The sequence below is a fragment of the Mesorhizobium subarcticum genome, from assembly GCF_055456085.1.
The window spans coordinates 3,364,712-3,387,565 of the sequence record NZ_CM144237.1; the positions used below are offsets into that span (position 1 = coordinate 3,364,712).

Annotated in this window: 26 protein-coding genes; 13 read left to right on the forward strand and 13 right to left on the reverse strand. The window is 65.5% G+C overall.

Annotation, left to right across the window (positions count from 1 at the left end; genetic code table 11):
* Positions 1-4: 4 nt before the first annotated feature.
* Entirely contained in the window at positions 5-328 is a 324-nt protein-coding gene (locus tag ACZYHG_RS16380) for a hypothetical protein (protein WP_464609418.1), read from the forward strand.
* A gap of 23 nt (positions 329-351) precedes the next feature.
* Here the strand turns inward: ACZYHG_RS16380 and ACZYHG_RS16385 are convergent, their stop codons facing one another.
* Entirely contained in the window at positions 352-753 is a 402-nt protein-coding gene (locus ACZYHG_RS16385) for a VOC family protein (protein WP_464609419.1), read from the reverse strand.
* A gap of 256 nt (positions 754-1,009) precedes the next feature.
* On the opposite strand from ACZYHG_RS16385, the gene ACZYHG_RS16390 reads away from it, so the two are divergent.
* Positions 1,010-1,279 (forward strand): cyclase, encoded by a 270-nt coding sequence (locus tag ACZYHG_RS16390; RefSeq protein WP_464614705.1) that lies wholly within the window; start codon positions 1,010-1,012, stop codon positions 1,277-1,279.
* A gap of 71 nt (positions 1,280-1,350) precedes the next feature.
* On the opposite strand, the gene ACZYHG_RS16395 is transcribed toward ACZYHG_RS16390, so the two are convergent.
* Together ACZYHG_RS16395 and ACZYHG_RS16400 are read right to left on the reverse strand one after the other, a co-directional pair.
* Positions 1,351-2,112, reverse strand: coding sequence for a pseudouridine synthase (locus ACZYHG_RS16395; RefSeq protein ID WP_464609420.1), 762 nt, complete (start codon positions 2,110-2,112; stop codon positions 1,351-1,353).
* 134 nt (positions 2,113-2,246) lie between these two features.
* Complete coding sequence (locus ACZYHG_RS16400; protein WP_464609421.1) at positions 2,247-3,113, reverse strand: class I SAM-dependent methyltransferase; 867 nt, start codon at positions 3,111-3,113, stop codon at positions 2,247-2,249.
* A 117-nt stretch (positions 3,114-3,230) separates the two neighbouring features.
* Between ACZYHG_RS16400 and ACZYHG_RS16405 the strand changes: the two genes are divergently transcribed.
* Positions 3,231-4,121: a LysR family transcriptional regulator gene (locus tag ACZYHG_RS16405; protein ID WP_464609422.1), complete on the forward strand. Its 891-nt coding sequence runs from the start codon at positions 3,231-3,233 to the stop codon at positions 4,119-4,121.
* Positions 4,122-4,133: 12 nt separating this feature from the next.
* Here the strand turns inward: ACZYHG_RS16405 and ACZYHG_RS16410 are convergent, their stop codons facing one another.
* The 5 genes from ACZYHG_RS16410 to ACZYHG_RS16430 form a co-directional block, all read right to left on the reverse strand.
* The gene (locus ACZYHG_RS16410; RefSeq protein WP_464609423.1) at positions 4,134-4,829 is read right to left on the reverse strand and encodes a VIT1/CCC1 transporter family protein; all 696 of its coding nucleotides are present in this window, start codon (positions 4,827-4,829) and stop codon (positions 4,134-4,136) included.
* 160 nt (positions 4,830-4,989) lie between these two features.
* Positions 4,990-5,418, reverse strand: coding sequence for a VOC family protein (locus ACZYHG_RS16415; RefSeq protein ID WP_464609424.1), 429 nt, complete (start codon positions 5,416-5,418; stop codon positions 4,990-4,992).
* Positions 5,419-5,420: 2 nt separating this feature from the next.
* Positions 5,421-6,245: an alpha/beta fold hydrolase gene (locus ACZYHG_RS16420; protein ID WP_464609425.1), complete on the reverse strand. Its 825-nt coding sequence runs from the start codon at positions 6,243-6,245 to the stop codon at positions 5,421-5,423.
* A complete protein-coding gene (locus ACZYHG_RS16425) occupies positions 6,235-6,729 on the reverse strand; it encodes an SRPBCC family protein (RefSeq protein WP_464609426.1) in 495 nt (164 codons plus the stop codon). Before ACZYHG_RS16425 ends, ACZYHG_RS16420 begins: the two co-directional genes overlap by 11 nt.
* Positions 6,726-7,061 carry an ArsR/SmtB family transcription factor gene (locus ACZYHG_RS16430; RefSeq protein ID WP_464609427.1) on the reverse strand — a complete coding sequence of 112 codons (336 nt, stop codon included), beginning with the start codon at positions 7,059-7,061 and terminating at the stop codon, positions 6,726-6,728. Before ACZYHG_RS16430 ends, ACZYHG_RS16425 begins: the two co-directional genes overlap by 4 nt.
* A 208-nt stretch (positions 7,062-7,269) precedes the next feature.
* Between ACZYHG_RS16430 and ACZYHG_RS16435 the strand changes: the two genes are divergently transcribed.
* A complete protein-coding gene (locus ACZYHG_RS16435) occupies positions 7,270-7,752 on the forward strand; it encodes a hypothetical protein (protein ID WP_464609428.1) in 483 nt (160 codons plus the stop codon).
* A 71-nt stretch (positions 7,753-7,823) separates the two neighbouring features.
* Here the strand turns inward: ACZYHG_RS16435 and ACZYHG_RS16440 are convergent, their stop codons facing one another.
* The 4 genes from ACZYHG_RS16440 to ACZYHG_RS16455 all read right to left on the reverse strand — a co-directional run bounded on the left by ACZYHG_RS16440 (position 7,824) and on the right by ACZYHG_RS16455 (position 13,651).
* Entirely contained in the window at positions 7,824-11,021 is a 3,198-nt protein-coding gene (locus ACZYHG_RS16440) for an efflux RND transporter permease subunit (RefSeq protein ID WP_464609429.1), read from the reverse strand.
* Positions 11,018-11,980: an efflux RND transporter periplasmic adaptor subunit gene (locus ACZYHG_RS16445; protein ID WP_464609430.1), complete on the reverse strand. Its 963-nt coding sequence runs from the start codon at positions 11,978-11,980 to the stop codon at positions 11,018-11,020. Before ACZYHG_RS16445 ends, ACZYHG_RS16440 begins: the two co-directional genes overlap by 4 nt.
* A gap of 11 nt (positions 11,981-11,991) precedes the next feature.
* The gene (locus ACZYHG_RS16450) at positions 11,992-12,192 is read right to left on the reverse strand and encodes a YgaP family membrane protein (RefSeq protein WP_464609431.1); all 201 of its coding nucleotides are present in this window, start codon (positions 12,190-12,192) and stop codon (positions 11,992-11,994) included.
* A gap of 151 nt (positions 12,193-12,343) precedes the next feature.
* On the reverse strand, positions 12,344-13,651 hold the full coding sequence (locus ACZYHG_RS16455; protein ID WP_464609432.1) for an NAD(P)/FAD-dependent oxidoreductase: 1,308 nt from the start codon (positions 13,649-13,651) through the stop codon (positions 12,344-12,346).
* A 222-nt stretch (positions 13,652-13,873) separates the two neighbouring features.
* On the opposite strand from ACZYHG_RS16455, the gene ACZYHG_RS16460 reads away from it, so the two are divergent.
* Positions 13,874-14,209: an ArsR/SmtB family transcription factor gene (locus ACZYHG_RS16460; protein ID WP_464609433.1), complete on the forward strand. Its 336-nt coding sequence runs from the start codon at positions 13,874-13,876 to the stop codon at positions 14,207-14,209.
* Positions 14,210-14,235: 26 nt separating this feature from the next.
* Here the strand turns inward: ACZYHG_RS16460 and ACZYHG_RS16465 are convergent, their stop codons facing one another.
* Positions 14,236-15,120, reverse strand: a complete 885-nt coding sequence (locus ACZYHG_RS16465; protein ID WP_464609434.1) for an aldo/keto reductase family oxidoreductase — start codon at positions 15,118-15,120, stop codon at positions 14,236-14,238.
* 93 nt (positions 15,121-15,213) lie between these two features.
* Here ACZYHG_RS16465 and ACZYHG_RS16470 point away from each other — a divergent pair, with 93 nt between their 5' ends.
* From ACZYHG_RS16470 to arsK, 8 genes are all read left to right on the forward strand, one after another.
* Positions 15,214-16,119, forward strand: coding sequence for a LysR family transcriptional regulator (locus ACZYHG_RS16470; protein ID WP_464609435.1), 906 nt, complete (start codon positions 15,214-15,216; stop codon positions 16,117-16,119).
* 161 nt (positions 16,120-16,280) lie between these two features.
* On the forward strand, positions 16,281-18,194 hold the full coding sequence (locus ACZYHG_RS16475; RefSeq protein ID WP_464609436.1) for a diguanylate cyclase: 1,914 nt from the start codon (positions 16,281-16,283) through the stop codon (positions 18,192-18,194).
* A gap of 66 nt (positions 18,195-18,260) precedes the next feature.
* Positions 18,261-18,593 carry an ArsR/SmtB family transcription factor gene (locus tag ACZYHG_RS16480; protein ID WP_464609437.1) on the forward strand — a complete coding sequence of 111 codons (333 nt, stop codon included), beginning with the start codon at positions 18,261-18,263 and terminating at the stop codon, positions 18,591-18,593.
* Between the two features lie 7 nt (positions 18,594-18,600).
* Positions 18,601-19,287: an aquaporin gene (locus tag ACZYHG_RS16485; RefSeq protein WP_464609438.1), complete on the forward strand. Its 687-nt coding sequence runs from the start codon at positions 18,601-18,603 to the stop codon at positions 19,285-19,287.
* Positions 19,284-19,706: an arsenate reductase (glutaredoxin) gene (arsC, locus tag ACZYHG_RS16490; RefSeq protein WP_464609439.1), complete on the forward strand. Its 423-nt coding sequence runs from the start codon at positions 19,284-19,286 to the stop codon at positions 19,704-19,706. The genes ACZYHG_RS16485 and arsC overlap by 4 nt, the downstream gene beginning before the upstream one ends.
* A 65-nt stretch (positions 19,707-19,771) precedes the next feature.
* Positions 19,772-20,092 (forward strand): ArsR/SmtB family transcription factor, encoded by a 321-nt coding sequence (locus ACZYHG_RS16495; protein ID WP_010910714.1) that lies wholly within the window; start codon positions 19,772-19,774, stop codon positions 20,090-20,092.
* A 38-nt stretch (positions 20,093-20,130) separates the two neighbouring features.
* Positions 20,131-21,516, forward strand: coding sequence for an NAD(P)-binding protein (locus ACZYHG_RS16500; RefSeq protein ID WP_464609440.1), 1,386 nt, complete (start codon positions 20,131-20,133; stop codon positions 21,514-21,516).
* Positions 21,513-22,784, forward strand: a complete 1,272-nt coding sequence (gene arsK, locus ACZYHG_RS16505; RefSeq protein WP_464609441.1) for an arsenite efflux MFS transporter ArsK — start codon at positions 21,513-21,515, stop codon at positions 22,782-22,784. Before ACZYHG_RS16500 ends, arsK begins: the two co-directional genes overlap by 4 nt.
* Positions 22,785-22,854: the final 70 nt, after the last annotated feature.

A 22,854-nucleotide genomic window follows, 5' to 3' on the forward strand; every position in this document is an offset into this window, starting at 1 on the left:
GCCCATGGATGACATTCGGGCGAAGCTGCTGCTATCCGTGCAACGCGCGCTGCTCGGCGCCGTTTCGCCGAGGCTGCGGGCGGTTACCTGCGGCTGGGAAGGGTTTGAGATCACGCTTCGCTTCGTGTTTGACGGCGAGGTCGCCGATCACGATCTTGAAGATGCCGGGATTGTCGCAACCGAAGTGGCGGCCGACTTCCCGGAACCCTGGACCGTAAACGAGGACATCGCTCGACTGGACCATCCCAATGATTTGCGCAGAGGCGCGCTCGCGCTCTGGGCCTTCCGGCGCAAGGAGAGCGTTGCGGAGACGGGAAATCCAGACTGAACGATTGGCGATGATGGCCAGCTCTATCTATCGAATTTCCGGATTGCTTCCGCCGTCACCGGCGTGAAGAAATTCACCAGATTGCCGTCGGGGTCGCGAAACAGCAGCGAGCGGTTGCCCCAGGGCATGGTGGTTGGTTTCTGCACGGTCGTGGCCCTGATGAAGTCCGACAGCCTGATGAATTCGGCATCGACGTCGCCGACGCGGAATTCCAGGATGGCTGTGTGGTTGTCGGCGGGGCGGGCAATGTCGCCGCCAAACAGCATCAAGGTGCGCGTGCTGCCGATCGCCAGCGTGCAGGACGGTGTCTCGAGTTCGGCGAAGTCTTCCGTGTAGACCGTCACCGGCATGCCGGTGATCTCGCCGTAGAAGCGCACGAGGCGCTGAACATCTGACGTGATGATGCGGATTGAGACGAAATTCATGGCTTGGGCTCCTTGATCGCTGAAGCCGCGATCCGGCTCCCGATCGCTCTATAGGCCAGGCCTCCTGCCAGCTTTCCGTCAGGAGGCCTGATGCAAATCATCGGCATGGCAGTGAAATCTTTCGCGGCGCAGCTCTCAGGCGCCTCTCATCCATCCGTCCGCCATTTGCCAAACATTAGCTTGGAGAGATATAACGGACGGCCCATCGCCGACCTCGTGGGCGCACCAACAACCGACAGTCTGGGAGGAATGGATGATGACGACGCTGTTCGTGAGACATACCGTGTCCGACTACAAGGCCTGGCGCAAAGTCTATGACGGGTTCGCCCCGGTTCAAAAGACCGGCGGCGTGAAGGCACAGGCCGTCTATCAGGCGGCGGACAACCCCAACGACGTTACCGTGACCCATGATTTCGCCAGTGCCGCTGAAGCACAGGCCTTCATCCAGAACCCGAAATTGAAAGAGGCGATGGGAAGTGCCGGCGTGATCGGTGCGCCGACCATGTGGATCACCAACAAGGCCTGATTGAGCGCTCCGGCCGCGCGTTCCGCAGGAATAGCGAGGCCGGTTCCGGCCTGGCAGGCGGGGACGTTTTTTCAGTCCGCCAGCAGCACCAGCTCCTCCGCCGTCAGATGCCGCGCGGTGCCCTTGGCCAATTCGCCAAGCGACAAGCGGCCGATGGCGATGCGGATGAGGCGCTTGACCTCGATGCCGTGGGCGGCGAGCAGGCGGCGGATGTGGCGGTTGCGGCCTTCGTCAAGCACGATTTCCAGCCAGGCGGTGCGGCCGCCGCTGCGCAAAAGCGCGATCGAATTGGCGGTCAGGGTCTCGCCGTCGACGGTCACGCCCGCGCGCAGCGTCTCCAGCATCGCCGCGTCGGGCACGGTGGCGACCTGAACGTGATAGGTCTTGGGCAGATGCGAGGCCGGGTCCATCAGCCGGTTGGCGAAATGCGTGTCGTTGGTCATCAGCAGCAGGCCTTCGCTGGCCTTGTCGAGGCGGCCGACCGGCGAGACGAAAGGCAAATCGAGCCCCTCCAGGCAGGCATAGACGGTGTCGCGCTGTTGCGGGTCGTCGCGGGTGGTGACCAGCCCGCGCGGCTTGTTGAGAATGACATAGACCTTGCGCTCGGCAACGACCTCATCGCCATCGACGACGATGCGGTCGCGGTCCAGGTCGACGCGCAGCGAGGCATCGCGCACCACTTTGCCGCCGACGCGCACGCGGCCTTCCGCGATCAACAGCTCGGCCTGCGTGCGCGAGCACAGGCCGAGTTTCGACAGCGCGCGGTTGAGGCTGACGCCGGGTGGCTTGCTGGTGGGACGACGGCCGATGGTTGGTGGCTGGCGTGGTGTCATGTCCTGCTTTGTCGTTGCGGATTGCGTGTCCGGCGGGCGATCAGCCGCCGGCACCGTCGTTTGGTAAGCGGCCGCCGCCGCACCTTGGCTATCACGCGCATCCGGTGCTGCTCAAGCACCTGGCAGAGGTCCACCTATCTGGTGGCGGCTGCGACCAGCATTTCGCATGGGCCTTCGAACTGTCCGTCATGCTCGAACTGACCAAGCGCGGTTTCGATTTCGGCCCAGGCGTCGTCCTGCTCGCGAGGGGACAGGCCGGCCAGCATCTGGTGCAGTGCGCCAAACAATTCCTGCTCGAACTGCAGGCATTCGAGCGCCGATTGCAGCCGCACCGGCGCGTTGACCTTCTCGATGCGCACGTCGTGGAAACCCGCATCGGTCAGGCGCTTGGCCAGCACCGTCGGGTCGCCCAGGCTGAACGGCCCGGGCTGGCCTGGCAGGGGTGCAGGCAGTGCGGCACGACGGCGGATGATGCCGACCGGGATCGAGAAGAACGGGTTCCTGTCGGCGGTGGAATAGACGATAGCGCCGACCTTGCCGCCTGGCTTCAGATGATCGCGCATGCCACCCAGAGCCCGGTTCTGGTCAGGAAAATAGATCAGCCCGACGCGCGAGATCACCGCGTCGAACGGTTCAGCCGATAGGGCATCCAGCATTTCGCCATCGGCGACGGCGGTGTCGACATTGGCGTAGCCGGCCAGCTTCGCATTGTCGGCGGCAAAGTTCAGAATGCCCGCCGAGATGTCGGTGGCCAGCACATAGCCAGTAAGCCCGACACGCCGCGCGGCCGTCAGCGTCTGTTCGCCGGCACCGGCGGCGACATCGAGGACCCGGCTGCCCTTGCCGACATCGGTCATGTCAAGCATCAGTTCGGTGGCGGGTCCGAGCCAGCGGGTCAACAGCGGACCCCAGCGGTTCCAGGCTTCGGCGGCACTATCCCATTGCTTGCGGGTGGTTTCCTTGAACTTTGCCGGATCGAAAATCGGTTGCTGCATGGTCATGGCATCCTCCGCGAAGGCACTATTGCCTTGCCGGAAAGCCTAGGTGTGGCGTAATTCTGGTACCATTCTCGAAATCTCGACGCCCATTTTGCAAAATTGCACGGATCGGGGTCCAGGATGCATTGGGATGACTTGCGGATTTTCCTGGCCGTCGCGCGCGACGGCTCGATAAGCGGCGCCGCAAAACGCATGAACATCCAGCACTCCACCGTGTCGCGCCGCATCCGGCTCCTGGAGACGCAGCTTGGCACGCGGCTGATCGAGCGCAAGAAATCCGGCTACGAGCTGACGCCGGCAGGCGACGAACTGAGGATGGCGGCCGGCAAGATGGAGATGGAGGTGCTCGAGGTCGAGGGCGCGCTCGGCGGTCAGGAAGACCGTGTCGCCGGCGAGCTTAGGGTGTCGGCGATCAACAACATGGCTTCATCCGTGCTGATGCCGATCTTCGCCGGCTTCAGCGAGGCCTACCCGGACATCCGGCTGCATGTGCAGGTCTCCAACAAATATGTCAGCCTGGCGGAACGCCATGCCGACATTGCCATCCGGCTGACCAACACGCCGCTCGACACGCTGGTCGGCACGCGGCTCACCAATGTGGCGTCGGCCGTCTACGGAGAGCGGCGCTATCTCAGCGGTTTGCGCGCCAGCGGCGCCAGACCGCTCTGGATTGGTGTGGAGTGCTGCGCCTTCCACCAATCCTGGACCCATGCGGCCTGTCCGGATCACCGCCATAGTTTCTTCGTCGACGATACGCTGCTGACGCTCGCCGCCCTGAAACAGGGGCTGGGCCTTGCCTATCTGCCCTGCTTCATGGGCGATAGCGCCGGCGAACTGGAGCGCTTTCGTCAACCGGACCCGATCCACGATCTTGGGCTCTGGCTGCTCTACCATCCGGACCTCAAGCGAACCAAGCGCGTCAGGGTGTTTCGCGAACACATGGTGGCGGCCATCCGCGACCAGAGCGCGTTGTTCGAAGGCCGCCTGCCGCAGCCGGCCACCAGCGGGTAGGGAGCGCGCAGCTTACACCGCAGCGCCAACCAGCGCGCCGATGCCGGCGGTGAGCGCCATGGCGAAAGCGCCCCAGAAGGTGACGCGCAGCGTTGCGCGCGGGATATTGGCGCCGCCGGCCCTGGCGCCGATGGCGCCGAGCAGGGCGAGGAAAAGCAGGGAGGCCACCGAAACCGCCAGCACCAGCATTGAAGCCGGCGATACCAGCACCATGATGAGCGGCATCGCCGCGCCGACGCTGAAGGTCGCCGCCGAGGTCAGCGCCGCCTGGATCGGCCGCGCCGTGGTCATTTCCGAAATGCCGAGTTCGTCATGGGCATGCGCGGCCAGCGCATCCCTAGCCATCAGCTGATCGGCGACCTGGCGCGCCAAGCCCGGCTCCAGCCCGCGCTTGACGTAGATCTGCGCCAGTTCCTCGCGCTCGAATTCGGGCTGGGTCCTGAGTTCCTCGCGTTCGCGGGCGAGGTCGGCGTTCTCGGTGTCAGATTGGGAGCTGACCGAGACATACTCGCCGGCCGCCATCGACATGGCGCCCGCGACCAGCCCGGCTATGCCGGCCACCAGAACCTGCGATGTCGGCGCGGAGGCCGACGCCACGCCGACGATCAGGCTCGCCGTCGAGACGATGCCGTCATTGGCCCCCAGCACAGCGGCGCGGAGCCAGCCGATGCGCGACACAAGGTGGTTTTCGACATGCAGGCGGCTCATGCTTTTCTCCTGATCGGGCCATCGCGTTTCGTGGCCTTCGCGACTATAGCTGCTTTTCAGGAAGCCGAAGTTGATCCAGGTCAGAATCGGGCTGCACAGTTCCGTTCAAATACTTAGCCCCTGCTGGTTGCGGTAGGGCGTCACCGGAGGCGATGGCGCGTCAACCGGGCTGCTGAGCCATCACGATGAAGTTGCCGCAGGTGTCATCGAAGAAGGCGGCGCTGACCGGGCCCACGCGCTGGGGCGGTCCGAGAAATTTCACGCCGCGCCCGGCGAGCCGGTCGTAGTCGGCCTGGATGTCGCGGCTGGTAATCAGGGCCGCCGGAAAGTGCGCGTCATGGAGGGCCTTCTGCGCGGCACGCGCTGGCGCATCGCGGTTGGGTTCAAGCACCAGTTCAGCGCCGTCGGCTTGATCGGGAGACACCACCGTCAGCCAGCGGGCCCGGCCGCCGTCGTAATCATGCTTTTTCACGAAACCGAGGACCGAGGTGTAGAAGGCCAGCGCCTTGTCCTGGTCGTCGACCTTGATGAGGATATGGCGAAGCTGCATGGTCGGTTTTCCTTTTATTCGCATGGGGTTGTCGTCCACGCCTAATCCCGCCCGTTGAAGAACGCCGTCAGCACCGGCGTGTGCGCTGCTGGTTTCAGCATGTGGTTCTGGCCTGCCAGCGTCTGGTAGCGGGCCTTGGGCAGGGCCTGCGCCAGCGCGTTGTTGCCATGGCGCATCCAAAGCGGGCTTTTTGCTCCATCGGTCACCAGTATCGGCACGCCAAGCGCGGTCCAGCGGGCCGGGTCGAGCGGCTTGCCGAGCTGGTCGCTGGCGACGATGGCGCCGTCATAGGGCAGCGTGTGCGCCACCGCCTTGAGCTTGTGCCAGATCGGCGTCAGCTTCATGAAGGCGATGAGCAGGCCGGGCATGCCGACCGATTTGAGGAAGGCGCTCACGGCGTCGCCGCGCCGGTCGTCTGCTATGGCTTGCCGGATCGTTGCCCAGTCGCCTTGCGTGGTCGCGCGGCTGTCGTCGACGATCAGCGGTGCTTCGTAGAGCGCGAGCTTCCTGATGCCGGGCAGGCGGGCTGCCGCCATCAGCGCCAGCATGGCGCCGGAAGACATGCCCCAGACACAGGCTTCACCGCCGGCCGCCTGCAACACGGCCTCGATGTCCTCGACCTCGCGCTCGACCGCGTAGGGTGCTGCGTCGCCGCTGTCGCCGCGGCCACGGCGGTCGTAGCGGAACACGGTGAAACTGCCCTCCAGCGCCTTGGCCAGCGGGCGGCTCGGGCCCATGGCGCGTGAGCAGAGCGCGCCGTCGATAAGGATGAGCGGATGACCCTGGCCCCGGCGCTCGCACGCGATCGGCGTTCCATCCTTGGACAGCACGGCGTGCGTGGTCGGCTTTGCGTCTTCAGCCAGCATGGTCGGCTCCGGTGGCTATCAGCTGTTCCAGCCGGTCGAAGCTCTGCATCCAGCCGCCGTGCATGCCGAGCGCCAGCAGGCGTTCGCGGTCGGCGGCGCTGGCAAGTGTCACCTCGAAATGGACATGGGTGCGCGCGCCTTGGGCCGTGAAGGTGACCATGTGACGGCTCTGGCCCGGCGGCTTGCCGGCCCATTCCCGGATTTCAGGATCGGGTTCGTCGCAGTAGCTCAGCCTGGAATTCTCGACGACTTCGAGATAGCTGCCCTGGTTGCGGTAGAGCGCGCCGCTGGCGGTCAGCATGTCGATGCGCCAGCGGCCGCCGACGCGTACATCGAGCACGCAATGGGGAATGGTGCAGTCCTTGATGCCCCACCATTGCGCGACCAGAAGCGGATCGGTCCACAGCTTGAAGACGCGCTCGACCGGTGCATTGAAAATCCGCTCGATGGCAAAGCTGCGGTCGGCGGTTGCGGACGGGCTCATTCCTTTTTGTCCGCGCCGCGCCGCAGAAGGTCTTCCATGCGGTCGAAACGGTCTTCCCAGAGTTTTCTGTAGTCGTCGAGCCAGCGGTCGATGTCGCGCAGCGGCTTGAGCTCGATGCGGCTGAGGTGCTTTTGCGCCGCCCGGCTGCGGGTGACAAGGCCGGCCTGCTCCAGCACGCCGACATGTTTGGAGACCGCGCGTACCGTGAGCGCAAAGGGTTGCGCCAGCTCGGCAACCGACGCTTCGCCATCAAGCAGCCGAGCCAGGATCGCCCGGCGCGTGGGGTCGGCGAGCGCGGCGAATGTGTCGTCGAGGGAGATTTGCGTGGGCATTATGGAACCATCTAGTTCTGGAACTAAGTGGTTCTGTAACTGGAAAGAGCGGCTACGTCAACGGGTTCTGGTCATGCCGCAAGGGCAGTTCGGCTGGATTAGAGGCATGGCGACCCGCATTGCCTCAGCTGGCCAAGTCCTGTCTGGACCTTATGTTGCCACAATCGAACAATGCGATGGAGCAGGTATTAGCGATGGGTCCGCCTAAGTGAAGTGCGCCGTATTTCCTGCCGCCGTGATGCTCTCCGGTTTGACGATGCCGGCGTGGGCCGATGCGATATGCATAGCCAACATGGGACGTTTTGAGCCCGGGCAATATGCCTGCCTGAGGGTCGGCGGGGCCAGCCACCTGGCCCGCTGCGAGGCGAACCTCAATATCCTGTCTTGGAAAGAGGTCCTCGACCATTGCCCGGGCGATCCGGCGCCAGCACCCGCGCCGGCCACGTCCGTCTGCCGGGCCAACGGTCAGTTCATCCCGGGCGGCGGCTTTGCCTGCCTCGTCGTGGCCGGCAACACGCACCTCGCGCGCTGCGACACCGTGCTCAATGCTTCGTCCTGGACCGATGTTCAGGAACGCTGCCCCGGCCCGCCGCTGCCTGCGGTCATTCCGGATTCCCAGGCCCATCCATTGCTCGAATATCCGTTGTCAGGTCCTCGCCGCCTCTATGAACGCTTGCGAAACGCGCTTTGACGTCGGCGACTAACTCCTTATTTTAACGTAATTTTCGACGGAAAACCGTTAATGCTTTTCCCGGAATTGCTTTAAGTGCGCAGCACCCGGTAAATCGCGGGGATGACCAGCACGGTCAGCAGCGTCGAGGAGGCCAGGCCGAACAGCAGCGAGATCGCCAGCCCCTGGAAGATCGGGTCGGTCAGGATCACCGCCGCGCCGATCATGGCGGCAAGTGCGGTCAGCAGGATCGGCTTGAAACGGATCGCGCCGGCCTCGATCAGCACCTCGCGCAACGGCCTGTCGGGCGACGCCGCGTGGCGGATGAAGTCGACCAGCAGGATCGAATTGCGCACGATGATACCGGCCAGCGCGATGAAGCCGATCATCGAGGTCGCGGTGAACGGCGCTCTGAACAACCAGTGTCCGCCGAGGATGCCGATGAAGGTCAGCGGTATCGGCGTCAGGATCACCAACGGCAGCTTGAACGAGCCGAACTGGGCGACGACCAGGATGTAGATGCCAAGCAGGGCGACGCCGAAGGCCGCCCCCATGTCGCGGAAGGTCACCCAAGTGACTTCCCATTCGCCGTCCCACAGAAGCGTCGGCCGGCTTTCATCCTCCGGCTGGCCATGAAGCGCGATTTCGGGCTTTTGCAGTCCGGTCCAATCCTGCGCGTCGATGGCCTTGCTGACGGCGAGCATGCCGTAAAGGGGCGCCTCGAAGCTGCCGGCAAGCTCGGCCGTCACCATTTCGGCGGCGCGGCCATTGTGCCTGAACACCGGGAACGAAGCGCGCTCCGGCGTCACCCGCACGACATCGCCGAGTTCGACCACGCCGCGGTCGCCGGGCAGGACATTGGCCGGAATGGGCGTGGTCATGAAGCGCTCGTCGAGCGTCCTTTCGCCCTTCGGCCGTTCGATGCGGATCGGGATCGGCTGGCGGCCATCGCCGCGATGCGAATAGCCGACGGTTTTGCCGCCATTGAGTATGGCAAGCGTGTCGAAGACGTCGCTCTCCTCGACATGGAAGAACTCCGCATCGTCGGTGGAGATCGTGGCGCGCAGCCGGCGTGCCGGCTGTCCCCAGGAATTGTCGACATCGACGATGAACGGCACGGAACGGAACGCCGCCTCGATTTTGGCGGCAACCGCGCGGCGCGTCTTGCCGTCGGGTCCGTAGACCTCAGCCAGCAGGGTTGCCATGACCGGCGGGCCGGGCGGCGGCTCGATGACCTTCAGGCTGGTGCCTGCCGGTACGGGGATGGTGGCGATGCGCTGGCGGATGTCGAGCGCGATCTCGTGGCTGGACCGGGCACGGTCCGCCTTCGGCAGCAGGTTGAGCGCCACGTCTCCCTGCTGCGGCTCGGCGCGCAGGAAGGAATGGCGGACGAGGCCGTTGAAGTTGAAGGGCGCCGCCGTTCCGGCATGGGTCTGGACCGATCGAACCTCCTTCAGCGCGAGAACCCTGGCGGCGACGGCCTGCGCCACCGCGTCGGTCGCCTCGACGGACGAGCCTTCCGGCAGGTCGATGGTGACCGACAGTTCGGACTTGTTGTCGAAGGGCAGGAGCTTGACGGTGACATGCTCGGTATAGAACAGCGCGAGCGAACCGAGCGTCAGCACGCCGACGGCCAGCAGGAAGGCCCAGCTCGCCTTCTTCGAGGCCAGGATGGGCCGGGCGACGGCGGTGTAGGCGCGGCCGAGCGGACCGCCATTGCCATGGTCCCCATGGGCATGAACCGGCGCCCGTCCGGCGAGTTTAAGCATCAGCCACGGCGTCACCATCACCGCGACGAAGAAGGAGAAGATCATCGCCGCCGAGGCATTGGCCGGGATCGGGCTCATATAAGGCCCCATCATTCCCGAAACGAACAGCATCGGCAGCAATGCGGCAACCACGGTCAAGGTGGCGACGATGGTCGGGTTGCCGACTTCGGCCACTGCCTCGATAGCCGCCTGCCGGCGGTCGGGTCCGCCGCCCATGGCCCAGTGGCGCGAAATGTTCTCGATCACCACGATGGCGTCGTCGACGAGGATGCCGATGGAAAAGATCAGCGCGAACAGCGAGACGCGGTTCAGCGTGTAGCCCATCACGCGCGAGGCAAACAGCGTGAGCAGGATGGTCACCGGAATAACCACGGCCACGACCATGGCTTCGCGGCGGCCGATGGCGACCCAGACGAGCACGATGATCGAAATCGTCGCCAGCCCGAGGTGATAGAGCAGCTCGTTGGCCTTGTCGTTGGCGGTCTCGCCGTAGTTGCGCGTCACATCGATCGCGACATCGCCGGGGATCAGCCCGCCCTCGAGCAGGGCGACCCGGTGCAGGATGGCGTCGGCGACGGCGACCGCATTCGATCCGGCCCGCTTGGCGACGGCGAGCGTCACCGACGGTACGCGCTCGACGCCGGTGCCAGCCCTGGTGACCGTTGAGACCAGTGTATCACCGGTGTCGGTGGCAAAGGCGACATCGGCGACGTCGCGGACATAGACGGGGCGGTTGTCGCGCGAGGTCACGAGCAGGTTGCCAATCTGGTCGGGCGAGGCCAGCGTTTCGCCGGCGACGATGTCGATCTGCTCGCCCTTGTCGCGAACGCGTCCGGCGGGAAAGGCCTTGTTGGCGCCCGACACCTTGGCGGCGAGCTGCTGCAAGGTGATGCCGTAAAGGGCGAGCTTTTCCGGGTTGGGGTTGACGCGGATGATCTCTCCGGTGTCGCCGACCAGATACGTCAGGCCGACATTGTCGATTTTGGCGATCTCGGTGCGCAGTTCGCGCGCGATGCGGGTGAGGTCGTTCGCCGTCATGCGTCCGGCCGCCTCCGGCTTCGGCGACAGGGTCAGCGTGACGATGGCGACATCGTCGATGCCGCGGCCGACGATCAGCGGCTCGGGCACGCCGACGGGAATGCGGTCCATGTTGGCACGCACCTTGTCGTGGACGCGCAGCACGGCGGCGTCCGACGAGGTGCCGACGATGAAGCGGGCTGTGACCATGACCTGGTCGTCGCGCGTCTGCGAATAGACGTGCTCGACACCATCGATGCCTTTGACGATCGTCTCCAGCGGCTCGGTTATCAGCTTGACGGCGTCGTCGGCCTTGAGGCCGTCGGCTCGCACGAAGATGTCGACCATCGGCACCGAAATCTGCGGCTCTTCCTCGCGCGGCAGGGTGAGCAGCGCGACCAGCCCGAAGGCGAAGGCGGCAATCAGGAACAGCGGCGTCAGCGGCGAGGCGATGAAAGCCCGCGTCAGCGTGCCCGCGATGCCGAACGGGGCATTGCCTTTCATGGCGTGACCACGACATCACCCGCCGCGAGGCCTGTCAGGATCTCGACATAGTCGCCGTCGGCGCGCTTCGTCCGTTCGCCGGTGACCACCGCGCGTTCGACGTTGCCGCTATCGACGGCGACCCGCACGAAGTCGATGCCCGAGCGCGTCGCTATCGCCGATGTCGGCACCAGCAGCGCGGGGCGCTCGGCGACCGGCAGCTCGACCAGGACGCGGGCATCGATGAAATTGGTATCGAGATTGTCGACCTCGACATCGGCGATGACACGGCCATTGTCGATCTGCGGATAGATCTTGGCGAGGCGGCCGGCGGCCCCCTTGCCGCCGGCGTTGATGCGGATGGCGGCTCCCTCACTCAGGGACGCAGCGTAACGTTCCGGAACGGCAAGCCGCAGGAACACGCCGCCGCCCCCAATGGTGGCGACCACTTCACCGGCCATGATGACCGCACCGCGCGTGACCGGCACGGTCAGCACGCGGCCATCGCCAGGCGCAAAGACGTCGCCTTCGGCGCCCTGCTGCACAACCACGGAACGCTGCGCCTCGGTGGCGGCGAGCTGGTTGCGCGCGACGTCGACCTCGGTGCGCAACTGGTCGAGGCGCTGCGCGGTCATCACGCCCTTGTCGACCAGGGTCTGGCCGCGGGCGAGTTCAGACTGCGCCGTCTCCAGCTGTGACTGCAAGGCGCGCAACTGGGCGTCCAGCGCCGCGACCTGGAAGGCGATCTTGTCGTCCTGGACGGCAGCAATCTTCTGCCCCGCCTTGACCAGTTCGCCCTCGGTGACGGCCAGGTCGACGATCAGCCCACCGATGCGGGCGCGTGCCGGAACGGTGTCGCGCGCCTCGACACGGCCATAGACAGCCTTCCATTCGGTGACCGTCGTCGGCGCCAGCGTCAGCGTGCCGGCAAGCGCCGGAGAGGCCGCCAGCAACGCGGCGAAAATGAGAGGCGTGCGCATGCGGATGGTCCTTAGAACGCGCATCCCGGCTTGATGCCGAGCTTGCGGAAGACCATCGCTGCCGGGCAGAAGCCGGTGAACGCCGACTGCAGCATGTTGAGCCCGACGAAGACGGTCAGCCAGACAAACAACGGCGAGACAAAGGCGGTGAGCACGACGGACAGAAGCACCATGGTGCCGGCGAAGGCGAGAACGGAACGGTCAAGGGACATCGCTATCTCCATTTGTGTATGATCATATTTAGATATAATGATGTTGTCATTGACCGCAAGAGGCGTGGCCAAATTTGCTGCCGGCGACCGCGGGCCTTCGCGCCTGCCCGCTGCCGTCCGCAAGAAGCCCAGTCGCCGCGACTTGCCCCGGTCAGGCGGCCGGGACATCCGCCGACGCCTCGACCTTGATCTGTTTGAGCTTGTCGATGCCCAGCACCTGCAGCGCTAGGCGCTCGTAGAAGGGTTCGGACTTTCCGGTCCTGATCTTGTGCAGGAAGTACTTCTCGAAGCCGACCTTGGCGGTGTGCACCCATTTGCCTGATGAGGACCAGTTGACGTTGCGCGGCGGAATCTGCGGCTGCGCCACGAAGGCGACGCCGGAATCGCCGAAATCGGCGAGGCAGACCGCGTTCCACGTGCCCTGGGCATCGGGTTGGGCGCCCTTCACCAGCCGGCCGATGTTGCGCGCCGTCGCCGTGACCATGGATTCGATCATGAAGCCGGTCTTGGGCACGCCCACCGGGACTGGCGTCTTGCCGATCGGCGGGATGGCGACGCAGACGCCGACCGCGAATATTTCGGGGAAGGCCGTGTTGCGCTGGTGCTTGTCGACGACGATGAAGCCGCGCGGATTGGTCAGGCCCTCGATGCCGCGCACTGCCGCCACGCCCCGGAACGCCGGCAGCATCATCGCAAAGGCGTGCGGCAATTCATGCGCCTGCCTGACCGATCCGTCTTCGGCGATTTCCTGGACGAACATCTTGCCCGGCTCGACCTTGTCGACCTTGGCGTTGCAGATCCACTTGATGTGATGCTGGCGCATCTCGCCCTCGAGCAGGCCCTTGGTGTCGCCGACGCCGTCGAGGCCGAGATGGCCGATATAGGGTTCGGAGGTGACGAAGGTCATGGGAACGCGGTCGCGCACCCTGGCGTCGCGCAACGCCTTGTCGAGGATGAAGGTGAATTCGTAGGCCGGCCCGAAGCAGGACGCGCCCTGGACCGCACCGATGACGACCGGGCCTGGATTGGCGACGAGCGCGTTGAAGGCCGCCTTGGCCTTGAGCGCGTGGTCGATGTGGCAGACCGACTGGGTGTTGTGCTCCGGCCCGAGGCCCTCGACCTCGTCGAAAGCGAGTTCGGGGCCGGTGGCGATCACCAGATAGTCGTAGGAGAGGTATGAGCCGTCGTTGAGTTCCACCGTGTGCTCAGCCGGATGGACGCGCTTTGCCCCCTGCGGATGAAACCCGATGTTGCGCCGTGCCAGCACTGGAGCAAGGTCTATCTCTACTGCCTGCCTGTCGCGCCAGCCGACAGCGACCCACGGATTGGACGGCACGAACGAATAGCGGCTGCCGTTGTTGACGACGGAAACCTGGTGTTCTCGGGCCAGCTCGTCGCGAAGCTCGTAGGCCATGATGGTGCCTCCCAGTCCGGCACCAAGGACGACAATATGCGCCATGTTTCTCCTCCTTCGCGGCGTTGCCTTTGGCGCAACGCCGACATTGCGGTTCCCACGCAGGGAGCGGCATTTACCGATCCTGCGCCATCGTGGCCGGCCGCGACTTGATGCGGATCAAGCGAGCGCGCTGGCGTGAATCTCCAGCGTATCGATCCATCGGCTTGACAGGCGCCGGCGTCAGGCTAATATTATTTGTAACTCTTAATATGATAATGTGTTCATATGCGCAACATAAAAATAGCCGAACTGGACAAACGAGCGCGTGAGGCGTCCGAACTGCTCGCCGCGATGGCCAATGAAAAGCGGCTGATGATCCTGTGCCATCTGCTGGACGGCGAGACGAGCGTGAACGAACTGGCCGAACTGGTTGCGATGAACCAGTCGGCGCTGTCGCAGCAACTTTCAAAGTTGCGCGCGCTCAAGCTCGTGGACACGAGGCGCGACGCCCAGCAGGTCTACTACCGGTTGGCCTCGGTGGAGGTCGAGCGAATCCTGCAGACGCTCTATGGTATCTATTGCGATCCGCAGACGCGGATCGCCAAGATCGGCAGCCGGTAGGCTGCCGATCGACAGCAGGAACCGCCTTATGCTGCTTGCTCGGCTTCACGGCCGATCCCGTTAAGCACATTGATGGCCTCGCGCGGCAGTTCCAACTCGGCCGCGGCCAGGTTTTCCCTGAGATGGCCGACCGAGGAGGTGCCGGGGATGAGCAGGATGTTGGGCGAACGCTGCAACAGCCAGGCGAGCGCCACCTGCATGGGGGTCGCGCCAAGTTTGCGGGCGACATTGGCCAGTGTGTCCGACTGCAGCGGCGTGAAGCCGCCGAGCGGGAAGAACGGCACATAGGCGATGCCGTCGGCGGCCAGTTCGTCGATCAGCGCGTCATCCTCGCGATGCGCGATGTTGTACTGGTTCTGCACGCAGACGATGTCGGCGATGCCGCGTCCCTGGGCGAGCTGCGTTGATGTGACGTTGCTCAGGCCGATATGGCGTATGAGGCCCTGGCGCTGCAATTCGGCGAGCGTATTGAGCTGCGGCTCCAGCGATCCTTCGGCGGGGCCGTGGATGCCATGCATGGAGCGCAGGTTGACGACGTCGATGATATCAAGCCCGAGATTGCGCAGATTGTCGTGCACGGCCTGCGTCAGCTCTTCCGGCGACATGGCGGGAAGCCACGACCCATCGGCGCCGCGCTTGGCGCTGACCTTGGTGACGATGGTGAGGTTGGCAGGGTAGGGGTGCAGCGCCTCGCGGATGATCTGGTTGGTGACGTGCGGGCCGTAGAAATCCGATGTGTCGATGTGGTCGACGCCGCTGGCGATCGCCTCGCGCAGCACGGCAAGCGCTGCGTCGCGGTCCTTCGGTGGGCCGAAGACGCCCGGTCCCGCCAGTTGCATGGCGCCGTAGCCGAGGCGTTTTACGGTGCGGTCGCCGAGCTTGTAGGTTCCGGCCTTGCTGATGTCGGTCATGGTCTCATCTCCTTTGGATCAGCCCAATGTAGACAAAACGCACTTGCTCGATAATATGGTGCAATCGGCACAACCTGTGCGGAAAGGCGAACAATGGCAGCGGATCTGGGAGACCTCCAGGCGTTCATGGCGGTGGCGCGGGCCGGCGGCTTTCGCGAGGCGGCGCGGGTGGGCAGCGTCAGCGCCTCCAGCCTCTCGGAGACCGTGCGGCGGCTGGAGACCGGGCTTGGCGTGCGGCTCCTCAACCGCACCACGCGAAGCGTGGCGCCGACCGAGGCCGGGGCGCGCCTGCTCGAACGGCTCGGCCCCGCGCTCGGCGAAGTCGAGGCGGCGCTCGACGTGGTCAACGGCTTTCGCGGCCGCCCGGCCGGCACGCTGCGGCTCAACGTGCCGGTGGTCGCGGCGAAACTGGTGCTGCCGCGCCTGTTGTCGCCTTTCCTCGCCGCCTATCCCGACATCCGGATGGAAGTGACCGCCGAGGACAGTTTCGTCGACATACTGGCCAGCGGCTGCGATGCCGGCATCCGCTATGACGAGCGGCTGGAGCAGGACATGATCGCGGTGCCGATCGGCCCGCGCCGGCAGCGCTTCGCCACTGCCGCCGCACCGCCCTATCTCGACCGGCATGGCCGGCCCGAGCATCCGCGCGACCTGCTCGATCACGCCTGCCTGCGCGGCCGCTTTTCCAGCGGCTTCACGCCGGCCTGGGAGTTCGAACGCGACGGCGAGGTGGTGAGCGTCGAGCCGACCGGCCCGCTTTTGGTCAGCACCGGCACGGCAATGGCCCTTGCTGTCGAAGTGGCGGTCGCCGGCGGCGGCATCGTCTCGCTGTTCGAGGACTGGCTGCGTCCCTATTTCGACGATGGCCGGCTGGAGCCGGTGCTCGAGCCCTGGTGGCAGGAATTCTCAGGCCCGTTCCTCTACTATCCCGGCCGCCGCCTCACGCCGGCGCCGCTGCGGGCGTTCATCGATTTTGTCGGCGGCATGCGCTGGGGGTGATCTCGGGCTGATGCCGTGCTGCAAGTTGCGCCGGCCTTTTCGGACCTGCCGGCACGGGGCCCTTAAACGAAAGGTCAAAGACCTGACGTAACACTTTGTTGTCATCGAGAGCCTATCGAAGAGGCGGTACAGCGGAAGCCCGGTGACAGGAAAGGTGCGCAATGGGTTCGCCCTGGTCCGAATTGCTGGCCAATCTCGCGGTCGTCGCGATGTTCGTTTCGGTCTGGATCCACACGCATGTGTGGCTGGATCGCAGGCCGGCTGTTGTCAAGGCGGCGGCCTTCGGCCTGCTGATGGGCGCCGGCGCCATCATCCTGATGCTGACACCGATGCAGTTGCAGCCGGGCGTCATGGTCGATCTCAGGGCGACGATGATCGCCGTCGCCGGCTTCTTCGGCGGTCCTGTCGCCGGCATCGTCGCGGGCGTCATGGCGGGTGCCTTCCGGGTTTTCGAGGGCGGTATCGGCGCCTTCGCCGGCGCGGTCGGGATCGCGGCCACCATGCTGATCGGCATCGCCGGCAATCTCGCGCTCAGGGGCCGCTCGCCCGGCATGATGGACATCATGATCCTGGGTGCGGCGGCGGCGTGCGGATCGCTGCTTGGCCTCAGCGTCCTGCCCCGGTCCATTATCGAGGCGGTCCTGCCAAAAGTTTTTTTCCCCTCCAGCCTGCTCATCTTCGTCTCCGTGGCGATGTCGGGGCTGGCGCTCCACCAGGAGCGGCGTCGCATAGAAGCGCTGCAGTCCAAGCGCATCTTCAAGGCCGTGGTCGAGACCTTGCCCGATTGCCTCAACGTCAAGGACCTAGACGGGCGGTTCATCGTCGCCAATCCGGCAACCGCCGCGCTGATGCAGGCGACCGACGCCAAGGCGCTGATCGGCAAGACGGATTTCGACTTTTATCCCCGGGAAACGGCGCAGCATTTCCGCGAAGACGAGCTTGCCGTGCTGGCGTCCGGCATCTCCACCACCATCGAGCAGCGCCTGCACCATGAGGACGGCACCGATGGCTGGCTGGCGACGCTGAAGGCGCCGTTCCGCGACAGGGCCGGGGCGATCGTCGGCCTGATCACGCACAATCGCGACATCACCGAGCGCAAGCAGCTGGAGACCGAATTGGCCGAAAGCCAGGCCAGGCTTGGCGACGCGCTGACGCACATGGCCGACGGCCTGGTGATGTTCGACCCCCAGGACAGGCTGGTGCTGTGCAACGCCCAATACCGCGCCATGTTTCCAAAGACGGCTGACATAAGGGTGCCCGGCGCCGACCACCGCGACATACTGCGTGCGTCGGTGGCGCGCGGCGAAAGCGTCACGCCGCCCGATGCGGTCGAGGGCTGGGTCGCCGACATCATGGCCTTGCAGACGCAGGCCAGCCACCGCCAGATCCGGCTGGCCGACGGGCGCTGGCTCGACGTGCGGACCCGGCCGACCGGCGATGGCGGCAGCCTCAGCGTGTTCTCCGACATCACCGAGGCCAAGCAGGTCGAGGCCGAATTGCTGGCCGCCAACGAGAAGCTGAACCTGCTGGCACACCGCGACGGGCTGACCGAATTGTTGACGCGGCGCGCCTTCGACGACGCGCTGGCGCGCGAATTCGCGCGCGGCCGGCGCAACACGACGCCGCTCAGCCTGCTCATCATCGACGTCGACTGGTTCAAGCGCTTCAACGACCATTACGGCCATCCGGCGGGCGACGAATGCCTGCGCACTGTGAGCCGCTGCATCGAGGCGACGGCGCGGCGGCCGGCCGACGCGGCGGCCCGCTATGGCGGCGAGGAGTTCGCGATCGTCCTGCCCGAAACCGACGCGCGGGGCGCTTTCGTCATCGCCGAAACGCTGCGGGGCAAGGTGCGCGATCTCAGGCTCGCGCATGCCGGCAGCGAAAAGGGCATCGTCACCGTCAGCATCGGGGTCGCCACTTTCGACGGGAGTGCTGACATCGAGATCGCCGATCTGCTGCGGCGTGCCGATGAGGCGCTCTACGGCGCCAAGGCCGCGGGACGCGACCGCGTGCATGGCTGGCGCCCGCATCTCAGCGAACCACGCGCGACGGGTTCCCGGCGTAAAGCGTGAGCCCTGGCTGTCACAGCATTGTCATGGCCGGCTGCCATTAATCCATGAATCTGGATAGATGGATTGATGGACAAGGCAATAGCATTGCTGGCGCTCGCAGCACTCGGCCAGGAAACCAGGCTGGAGGTGTTCCGGCTTTTGGTTCGGGCCGGAGCCGAGGGTGTGCCGGCAGGCGAGGTCGCAACGCGGCTGGGCACAGTGCAGAACACCATGTCGGCGCATCTGAAAATCCTCGGCCAGGCCGGGCTGGTGCATGGCGAACGTGAAGGGCGCAGCATCCGCTACACAGCCGACATGACCGGGTTTCGCGATCTGCTGGCCTATCTGATAGAGGATTGCTGCAACGGCGCGCCGGAGCTTTGCCAGCCGGTCATCCAGGCCGTGACCTGCAAATGTTGAGGTTGACATGACCGAACTTCGACGCAGTCTCGCGGCCGAAGCACTGGGCACTGCCATGCTGGTCGCCACGGTGGTCGGCTCGGGCATCATGGCCAGCCGGCTGACCGGCGATGCGGCGCTTTCGCTGCTTGGCAACACCATCCCGACCGGCGCCATGCTGGTGGTTCTGATCACCACGCTGGGGCCGATCTCCGGCGCCCATTTCAACCCAGCCGTCACGCTGGTTTTCGGGCTGCGGCGCGACATCGGCTGGCTGGCTGTGCTGGGCTATATCACTGTCCAGATTTTTGGCGGTCTCGCCGGCACGCTGGTGGCGCATGCGATGTTCGAGTTGCCCTTGCTGGAGGTGTCGGCGACGGTGCGCAGCGGGCAGGGGCAGTGGCTGGCTGAACTGGTCGCGAGTTTCGGCCTGGTCTTCACCATCCTTGCCGGCTTGCGCTTCCGCGGCGATGCCATCCCCTGGCTGGTCGGGCTCTACATCACATCAGCCTACTGGTTCACGGCCTCGACCTCGTTTGCCAATCCGGCGGTGGCCATTGCCCGTGCCTTCTCGAACACGTTTGCCGGCATCCGGCCATCCGATGTGCCGGCCTTCATCGCAGCGGAACTGGCAGGTGGGCTGCTGGCGCTGGCGCTCGCCGGCTGGCTGCTGGCTGAACCCAAGACCGTACCAGAAATGAGAGCCGCAGAATGACCATCACGATCTATCACAACCCGGCCTGCGGCACGTCGCGTAACACGCTGGCGATCATCCGCCAGTCCGGCGAGGAGCCGGAGGTGATCGAATATCTGAAGACGCCGCCGTCGCGCGCCAAGCTCATCGAACTGATCGAAGCGATGGCGATGACGCCGCGCCAGCTCTTGCGCGAAAAGGGCACACCCTACGCCGAACTCGGCCTTGGCGACCCCAAATGGAGCGACGACGAGATCCTCGATTTCATGCTGGCGCATCCGATCCTGATCAACCGCCCGATCGTGGTGACGCCGCTCGGGACCGTGCTGGCCCGGCCGTCGGAAGCGGTGCTCGCTTTCCTCCCCAATCCCGACATCGGCCCCTTCACCAAGGAGGATGGCGAGGTCGTCGTCGATGCCGGCGGCAAGCAGGTCGCCTGAAGTCTATTTCGATATTCTTCGAAATAAGGATTGACGATCTCAGCCATCGGCCTCATGCTATTTCCATGAAACTCGAACAAGCAGCGAAACAGTTGGAAGCGCTCGGCAATCCGACGCGGTTGAACCTCTATCGCATCCTGGTCAGGGCGGGCGAGGCGGGCCGGCCGGTCGGCTTCCTGCAGGAGAGCCTCGGCATCGCCGCTTCGACGCTGTCGCACCATCTGCACCGCCTGATCCTGACCGGGCTGGTCAGCCAGGAGCGGCAAGCGACGACGCTGATCTGCCGCGCCAACTATCCCATGATGAACGATCTCATCGGCTTCCTGGCCGACGAATGCTGCGCCGACGCGGCCTGCAATCCGGCGGCTGGTGACGCGGCCGCATAAATCTTTGCCATTTCGATAATGCCGGAAGGATAGAAGCTATGGTCAAGCAAAACGACCTGCCCATCGCCATCATCGGCGCCGGCCCGGTTGGCCTGGCGGCCGCCGTCCATCTCATGGCCCGGGGCTTGCCGGTAAAACTCTATGAAGCCGGCAGCCGCGTCGCGGCCAATTTGCGCGATTGGGGCCATGTCCGGGTGTTCACGCCCTGGCGCTATTGCGTCGACCAGGCGGCCGGCAGGCTGCTCGAAAGCCGGGGATGGCGGATGCCGGACGCGGAAGCGTTTCCCACCGCCGATGAACTGGTCGCGCACTATCTCGAGCCGCTCGCCTGCCAATTTGCGCCGGCGATCGAAACCAATGCGCGTGTCGTGGCCATATCGCGCTGGGGCGCCGACAAGGTGCGCGGCAGTGAGCGCGCGACGCGGCCGTTCATGCTCGTCGTCGACGCCACCAATGGCACAAGGCGCGACAGCGCCCGCGCGGTCATCGACGCTTCGGGGACATGGCGCACGCCCAATCCGCTCGGTGCCGGCGGTATCGCGGCGGAGGGCGAGGCGGCGTTTGCCGACCGTATTGTCTACGGCATCCCGGATGTTCTCGGCCGCGACCGCGCGCTTTATGCCGGTCGCACGACGCTGGTTGCCGGTTCCGGCCACTCGGCGGCCAACGCCTTGCTCGACCTTGCCAGGCTGGCCGATGCCGCGCCCGGTACGGCCTTCATCTGGGCGGTGCGCGGAACCGACCTCGTGCGCATCTATGGCGGTGGCGATGCCGACCAGCTGCCGGCGCGTGGCGAACTCGGCGCCGATGTGCGCGAACTCGCCGAAAGCGGCCGCGTCCAGCTGGTGACGGGCTTTGCGACGCTCGCGATCCGCGAGCATGAGGGCCGGCTGATCGTCGAGGGGCAAAGCGAGGAGGGCTTGGCTCAACTCAGGCCGGTAGACCGCATCATCGCCGCCACGGGGCAGCGCCCGGACCTGTCGTTGACCAGGGAGCTCAGGCTCGATCTCGATCCATGGCTGGAAAGCGTCAAGGCGCTCGGTCCGCTCATCGATCCCAACGAGCATTCCTGCGGCGACGTGCCGCCGCACGGCCACCGTGAGCTCTGCCATCCGGAGCCCGGTTTCTACACCGTCGGCATCAAGAGTTATGGCCGCGCGCCGACCTTCCTGCTGTTGACCGGCTACGAGCAGGTCCGCTCGGTCGCGGCGGCGATCGCCGGCGACATAGCGGCGGCCGACGCGGTGCAACTGGTGCTGCCCGAAACCGGCGTCTGCACGGTGCCGGTAGGCCGCGCCTCGCAAGGCTGTTGCGGCGGGCCGGCGCCGGCCGAAATCGATGCCTGCTGCGTGGCGGATGCCGACGCCAAGGTGGCCGGCAAAAGCGGTTGCGGCTGCGCCGGGAAGATGGAAGCCGCCGAGTGAGCGACGCCCAGATCCCTGCCTCGGCCATCTGGGCGCTGGGCGCCACCCAGATCATCGGCTATGGCACGCTCTATTACAGCTACAGCATTTTGGCGCCGGCAGTGGCTGTGGACCTCGCCTGGTCGCAGCAATGGGTGTTCGCCGTGCTGTCGGTGTCGCTGCTGGCAAGCGCTGTCCTGGCGCCGTTCGCCGGCAGCCTCGCGGACCGGGTCGGGGCAGGGCGCCTGATGGTGCCGGGATCACTGGCGGCGGCGGGCGCGTTGCTGCTTTGCGCGCTGGCGCCGGGGCGCGCCGGCTTTGCCATCGGCGTGCTGGCCATGGAGCTCGCCTCCTGCTTCGTCCTCTACAGCACGGCCTTCGTTGCTATCGTGCAGCTCGGCGGCGCGCGCCGCGGCATCACCCATCTCACCTTGATCGCCGGCTTCGCCTCGACGCTGTTCTGGCCCTTGACGACGCTGCTGCACCAGCATCTCGGCTGGCGCGAGGTTCTCGTTCTCTTTGCCGCGCTCAACGCCTTTGTCTGCTTGCCCATCCATTGGTGGCTGGCCCGGCGTTCGGGCCATGCCGGCAAGGTTCGGGAGAGGATCGTCCCGGTCACATCAGGCATGTCAGGCCCCGCGCCCGACCGGCAATGGTCGCCCCTGTTCGTCCTGGTGCTGACCGGATTTGCCATAGAGGGCTTCGTGCTTTCGGCTGTTCTCGTGCAGATGGTGCCGCTGCTCACTTTTGTCGGCCTCGGCGGGGCTTCGGTGTTGGTCGCCAGCCTGTTTGGCCCGTCGCAAGTGGCGAGCCGGCTGGTCAACATGCTGTTCGGCCGGGGCCTGACACAGACGTCGCTGGCGCTGGGCGCGACCGCAGCACTGGCCGGTGGGCTCGCGGTGCTGCTGCTGGTGGCGCCCTCCGTTCCCGGCGCCATGCTGTTTGCCGTGGTTTTCGGCTTCGGCTCGGGCCTGATGAGCATCGTCGGCGGCACGCTGCCGCTCGAATTGTTCGGCCACGAGCGCTACGGCTCCTATGTCGGCTGGATCACGGCGGCGCGCCAGTTCAGTTCCGCCTTCGCCCCTTTCGGCCTTACCCTGATGATATCAGGCCTCGGTGTTTTCCCGGCCTTGTGGCTCAACGTCATGGTCGGCCTGTTCGGCATCGCGGCCTTTGCCGCCGTTGCGTTGATCAGCCGGCAATCGCGCAAGCCTGAAAGGAGCGGCACGACTGATCCGGCAGCATCGCACCTGGAAACGGCGATGGCCTCGCCACCGCCTTCACGGTAGTTGCACGGGATGACCGATCCCGCCACGCCGATCGTCAAGACCATCGCCATCGCCGCCAACCGGCTGAGGT